Here is a 4865-nt window from a genome sequence, read left to right as displayed (position 1 = left end):
ATACGGAACGACTAGCGATGGTAAAAAAAGGATTGCCATCGCTCGTCGTGTTGGTCAAAAAGTTATTCTGAAAAACTAAATAAAAAATCCTTTGTTTGGACTCTGTTAAGGTGCGAAATGTGAGTTAGATGAACTAGGATTTATTCCGTTTCATAAAGATGGGGCAGAATTGTTGTTCAGTTTAATTGCCGAGTGTTACGAACAGACGAGCATTATTGTCACATCGAACTTGGAATTTGGACAATGGAACACCATATTTGGGGATAAGCGTTTAACGGCCGCCATCATTGACCGATTGGTGCACCATGCCCATATTCTCACCTTTACGGGGGAAAGTTATCGATTGCGGCACGCTCTATCTAAAAAGAACCGATAAAATACGGGAACTGGCAAGGTTGTGCACAAATTCACCGCCATATTGTGTATTTTTTACTTGCCAAACACAGTCATTCCATGAGTCGGTTATTCCTCGTCCTCAATTTTGTAACTTAACAACACAAACACATACTTTCCTCGTTTGAAACGATCTTCTTCTTTTAAGGCTTCTTTCACTTTAGAGGGTAATTCCCGATTGTTCCCTCCCAACTGATGAAAGAGATGATGATGGGTGTGCAGCCATTCCTCTCCGGTCATATGATGGTAAGAGATGCTTAGTTCCACATGATGTTGATATTGGTTTAATTGCTTGTTTTCCTCCAATTCTTTTTCCAATAACGAGAGCCCTGTATAAACAGTATTTTTTAATTCTTTCATGAGCTCTGATTTGCTTTCTGACATCATTTTTTCATTCAGCATCACATTTGTATCGATGTCGTTATTTCTACGATAGGATTTTTCAATTAAATTTCCGACCTGCTTTTCGCCTGCAACCTCTAATAAGCCGTATTCCTCTAACTTTTTGACATGATAGTATAGCCTCGATGGTTTTTCATTTAATTTTTTCGCTAGTTCCTTCACCGTTAAGGCTTCGTTTTTCGTTAAGTCCAAAATTTTGTTTCGTTTTGGGTTAATCAAGATTTTGGCCAATTCCAAATCACTTAATTCTTTCATCCTTCTATGCTACTCCTTTCTGTGTTGAATGCAACTTGGCTCAATTGTCGATATCCTTGGAAGAGTGGATAAGTACAAGTTGTCAGTACGAGCAAGATGCCGCTCGTTGCGGTTGCGTAAACACTTCCGATCACATCGGCATACCAACCGCCTATCATGATTCCTAGCATTATGGGAAAATTGGAGAACGTCGTCATTAAAGCAGAACCGCTACCTCTTAATTCTTGCGGCACAATAGAGATAAACAAACTATTAATCGGCACATTCACCAACGCATTCAATACTCCTACCATAGTACACCAAGTATAGAGAGGAAAATCCCCCCAATTATGGACGAACACGTTCAAAGGCACAATACCCGCCATCCATACGCCAATAAGCATCATTCCTATCCATAATAATCGATTAGCTGGGATGGTTTGAAGCAACTTTGGTCCAAGTAAAGAACCTAAAATCGCTCCCACCCCTATGCTTGCCTCCAGAAAACCGAAGTGAGAAGGAGAGACATGAAAATGATGCAATAAAGCGCTGACAAGATTTGTATTCAAAATACCGATCACGAAGGATAATGGAATCATCATGAATAAGAAAAAACGCAAGATAGGTAACAGAAAAATGTCTCGGTATCCAGTCAAAGCATCCAGCCAATAACCGCTCTTTTTCTGCTTATGATGAAGGTATTCTTTAAACTTGATGCTCCAAATCAAAATGGCCGAAAGGAGAAATGTAGCGGCGTTAACCATAAAATTGATATCGTATCGTTCACTTAAAAGAAAAAGTCCCCCAATGGCCGGTGCAATTATTTGCATAGCCGATGCTGTTCCATTTGATAGCGCAATCGCCTCTGGAATTCGTTCCTTTGGGATAATGGACGGAACGATGGAAGATTGGGCAGGTACAAATAGCGCTGTCCCGATCCCATGCAATCCCAACAAAACGAGCAAGATGATGGGGGAGTGTGCAAAGGCAGCCATGCAAAGAACGATGATCATTCGATACAGGTCAGAGAACACCATCAGCCGCCGCTTAGAAAATCGATCAACAAGAGGACCGAATACTAAGCTCAAGACAGCAGTTGGGAACAATTGGACGAATATAACCATTCCGATGAGCAAAGAATGGCTGGATGACTTTCCGATGAGGTAAATGAGCGCTACCCTTGTTATGCCGTCGCCCAAATAGGATATGACTTGAGACAGCCACATGCGTAAATATAGACGATGATCAGATAATATAGAGAACATGGATCCACCACCTTTTTGTTCATCAAAATAAATTTTAATGGTAAAAAAATATTTTGTCAATAACCTTCAGTCTACTGGAGTGATTGAAGACTTTAGTCGGTTCATGAAAAAGCGGTTTTATACTTTTAAACCATTCATTGTTTTCATGAAACATTCAGTGTTCGAATCAATACAGGCAGGGGAGACCCAATGATTCTACTCATCAACTGTAGATGAGCATTTTTCATTACAATAATTTCCATGGTTAGAGAGACAAACAGGGTACCCCTTACGCGATACGGAGCTGTTTTTTGATCACATCAATGGGAATATCTTGCTTTGCGGCGTCATAAATGAACTCTATGACGCTATGGCCTTTCCGCGATCGAAGAAGCTCCAATCCGGTGGAGAGGTCTTGCTGGGATTTCGCTATGCTGTACACGCAGGCCAAGAGCACCACCGCCCAATACCGTTTCACCGCCCGAATGTGGCGGACGCGGTATTCATCCAGCTTCAGTTGATCTTTCGCCTGTCGGAAAAAGCATTCGATTGTCCAACGCTGGGCATAGTAACGCAAGATGTCTTCATCGCCTAGCTCCCGGTCGGTGCTCAAGACGCAATGGAGATGTTCCGGTGTCATCGGCTGATCCGCCTTCCAAGCCAGCAGCACCACCGCGTCATCGAGGCCATGGATCGCCCCCTCATAGCGATACACGCGGTAACGCTCCTTCCCCACCGTGACGAGGCGGGTGTCTTGGGGCTCGATATAGCGAGCCAACTGCTTGGCTTGGACGGCGACGCCATTCGGATAAAGAATCCGGTTCGTCTTGAGCATCGCGATGATGTAAATTATCATTTTATTTCAGCACAAAACACCCATTTTTTTGCACATTCTTTCAGAAAGCCCTCTCCCCTTTTCTGAAGGAATGTGCTAAATTTTTTGTGAATTGTTTCGGACAAAGATTTCCATTCGTTTCAAGGAGAGGGGGGAGGAAGTGTGATCCAGTTTCACGACTTTGGCATTGACATTCAAACGTATACGGATCGTGGGAAAGGGAACGATTTTCCCGACGTGAACCAATGCCCCCACTGTCCATCCCGCCGCCCCTTGCATCGTCACGGATACTACCAACGCTATGCGTTGACGGCAGAGGGGGAGTATCTGTTTTTTGCAAGCAAAAAATGCAGAGAAGTGCAAGAAAAAATACATAGGCTTGCCAGCTCAAGACTTAAGGTTCCAGACCGGGGGAAGAGGACGGCTGGATCGCGGAGAGAGCGTTCCGCAGTCGATAGCTCTCTCCCGTAAAGGCCAGGATGTGGGCATGGTGAACCAAGCGATCCACCAGCGCAGCTGTCAAGCGGTTGTCCCCAAACACCCGATTCCACTGTCCAAATTCCAGATTCGACGTCACGATGACGCTTTTTCGCTCATAACAGTCGGCGATAATATGAAACAACAGCTCCGATCCTTGCTTTTGAAACGGCACATAGCCGAGTTCATCCAATATCAACAGTTCGCACGCATCGATGCTTCGTTTCAGCCGCCCGAGCGTGCCATTTTTCAATGCCTCTTCCAGCTGGGCGACGAGATCCGCGACGCGGAAAAACCGAACCTCATGGCCTTGTTGGCACGCCTGGATGCCGAGCGCTGTGGCGAGATGGGTTTTTCCTGTCCCGGGCGAGCCTAAAAGCAGAACGTTTTGCTTTCGCTCCAAAAAGCGAAGGTCACACAATTCCTTCTTCGATGTCGTGGTCGGCCAGTGGATGTGATCCGACCATTCGTAATCCTTCAGCCATTTCAACTCCCGAAACTTGGCTTTCTTGATCAGCCGGGCCTGTTTCGCCTGCTGGCGGCACGACAGCTCCAGCGCCAATACATCCCGCAAAAACTGTTCTTTCGTTTCGAACATCACCTCCTCGAATCGATCCGCGATATAGGCCAAATGCAGTGCTTTACAAATCTCTTTCACCTCTGCTCTCATCCCTGGACACCCCCTTCCCGAACAGGATGAAGACGTTGATCATACACCGTTAAGTCCGTTTCATAGTCGATCAGGACGGAAGGGGTGTACGATTCTTTCCACTTGGCCGGGTAATGGGATTGCTCGGCTTCCATCAACACCCCGATTTCATGAGGAGCCAAGTCCCATCGCTGGTTCTCATCGAGCCACTGGGCGATTTCATAAAGCGTGCAACGATCCAACAGCGCTCGCAGCCCTTTCAAACGGGCCGCCACCTGGGGCGGGGTGCCAGCCAGATACGTTCGGATCGCTTCCGGCAAGTACGCCCGGTATCGGGAATGCCCGACAACCCGGGGTTTGGTCTCCCACTCAGCGAAAATCTCTTTCCAAGGGATCTCGCGTTTCACGTTCGTATACGGCCTTGGCGCTTCAAGATGGACGTCTCCATCGGAAGAGAACACAACGAAACGATTCCATTCTTTCTTCACCAACACCCGGTTGGGGACGGACAGGCCATGGACGACGAACGCCTTCCCATCCACCATCACTTCTCCGTACTTATTCACGTAAGCGTGATCGAGGGAGAAGATCGGAAGATCTTGTTCCGGCAACGCCAACAGCTCCGGTTGCT

General features: G+C 46.3%; 3 protein-coding genes and 4 pseudogenes. 2 read left to right on the top strand and 5 right to left on the bottom strand.

Annotation, left to right across the window (positions count from 1 at the left end; genetic code table 11):
• Positions 1–124: 124 nt before the first annotated feature.
• A pseudogene (locus DI44_RS0117505) lies at positions 125–376 on the top strand (ATP-binding protein); the annotation flags it as partial.
• An 86-nt stretch (positions 377–462) separates the two neighbouring features.
• Here the strand turns inward: DI44_RS0117505 and DI44_RS00170 are convergent.
• From DI44_RS00170 to DI44_RS0117500, 3 genes and pseudogenes are all read right to left on the bottom strand, one after another.
• On the bottom strand, positions 463–1050 hold the full coding sequence (locus DI44_RS00170; protein WP_021322671.1) for a helix-turn-helix domain-containing protein: 588 nt from the start codon (positions 1048–1050) through the stop codon (positions 463–465).
• Positions 1047–2354 (bottom strand): MFS transporter, encoded by a 1308-nt coding sequence (locus DI44_RS00175; protein ID WP_128721765.1) that lies wholly within the window; start codon positions 2352–2354, stop codon positions 1047–1049. Before DI44_RS00175 ends, DI44_RS00170 begins: the two co-directional genes overlap by 4 nt.
• A gap of 208 nt (positions 2355–2562) precedes the next feature.
• Positions 2563–3120 (bottom strand): annotated as a pseudogene (locus DI44_RS0117500) (transposase); the annotation flags it as partial.
• A 150-nt stretch (positions 3121–3270) separates the two neighbouring features.
• On the opposite strand from DI44_RS0117500, the pseudogene DI44_RS19580 reads away from it, so the two are divergent.
• A pseudogene (locus DI44_RS19580) lies at positions 3271–3465 on the top strand (hypothetical protein); the annotation flags it as partial.
• Between the two features lie 37 nt (positions 3466–3502).
• On the opposite strand, the gene istB reads toward DI44_RS19580, so the two are convergent.
• Both istB and DI44_RS00185 read right to left on the bottom strand, forming a co-directional pair.
• Positions 3503–4255 (bottom strand): IS21-like element helper ATPase IstB, encoded by a 753-nt coding sequence (gene istB, locus DI44_RS00180; RefSeq protein ID WP_021322668.1) that lies wholly within the window; start codon positions 4253–4255, stop codon positions 3503–3505.
• A pseudogene (locus tag DI44_RS00185) lies at positions 4252–4865 on the bottom strand (IS21 family transposase); the annotation flags it as partial. The gene istB and the pseudogene DI44_RS00185, both read right to left, overlap by 4 nt.

The organism is Geobacillus sp. CAMR5420 (genome assembly GCF_000691465.1).
GTDB classification, from domain to species: domain Bacteria; phylum Bacillota; class Bacilli; order Bacillales; family Anoxybacillaceae; genus Geobacillus; species Geobacillus thermoleovorans.
The sequence above is the reverse complement of the archived record's forward strand: the minus strand, read 5'-3'. Positions and strand labels throughout refer to the sequence as shown.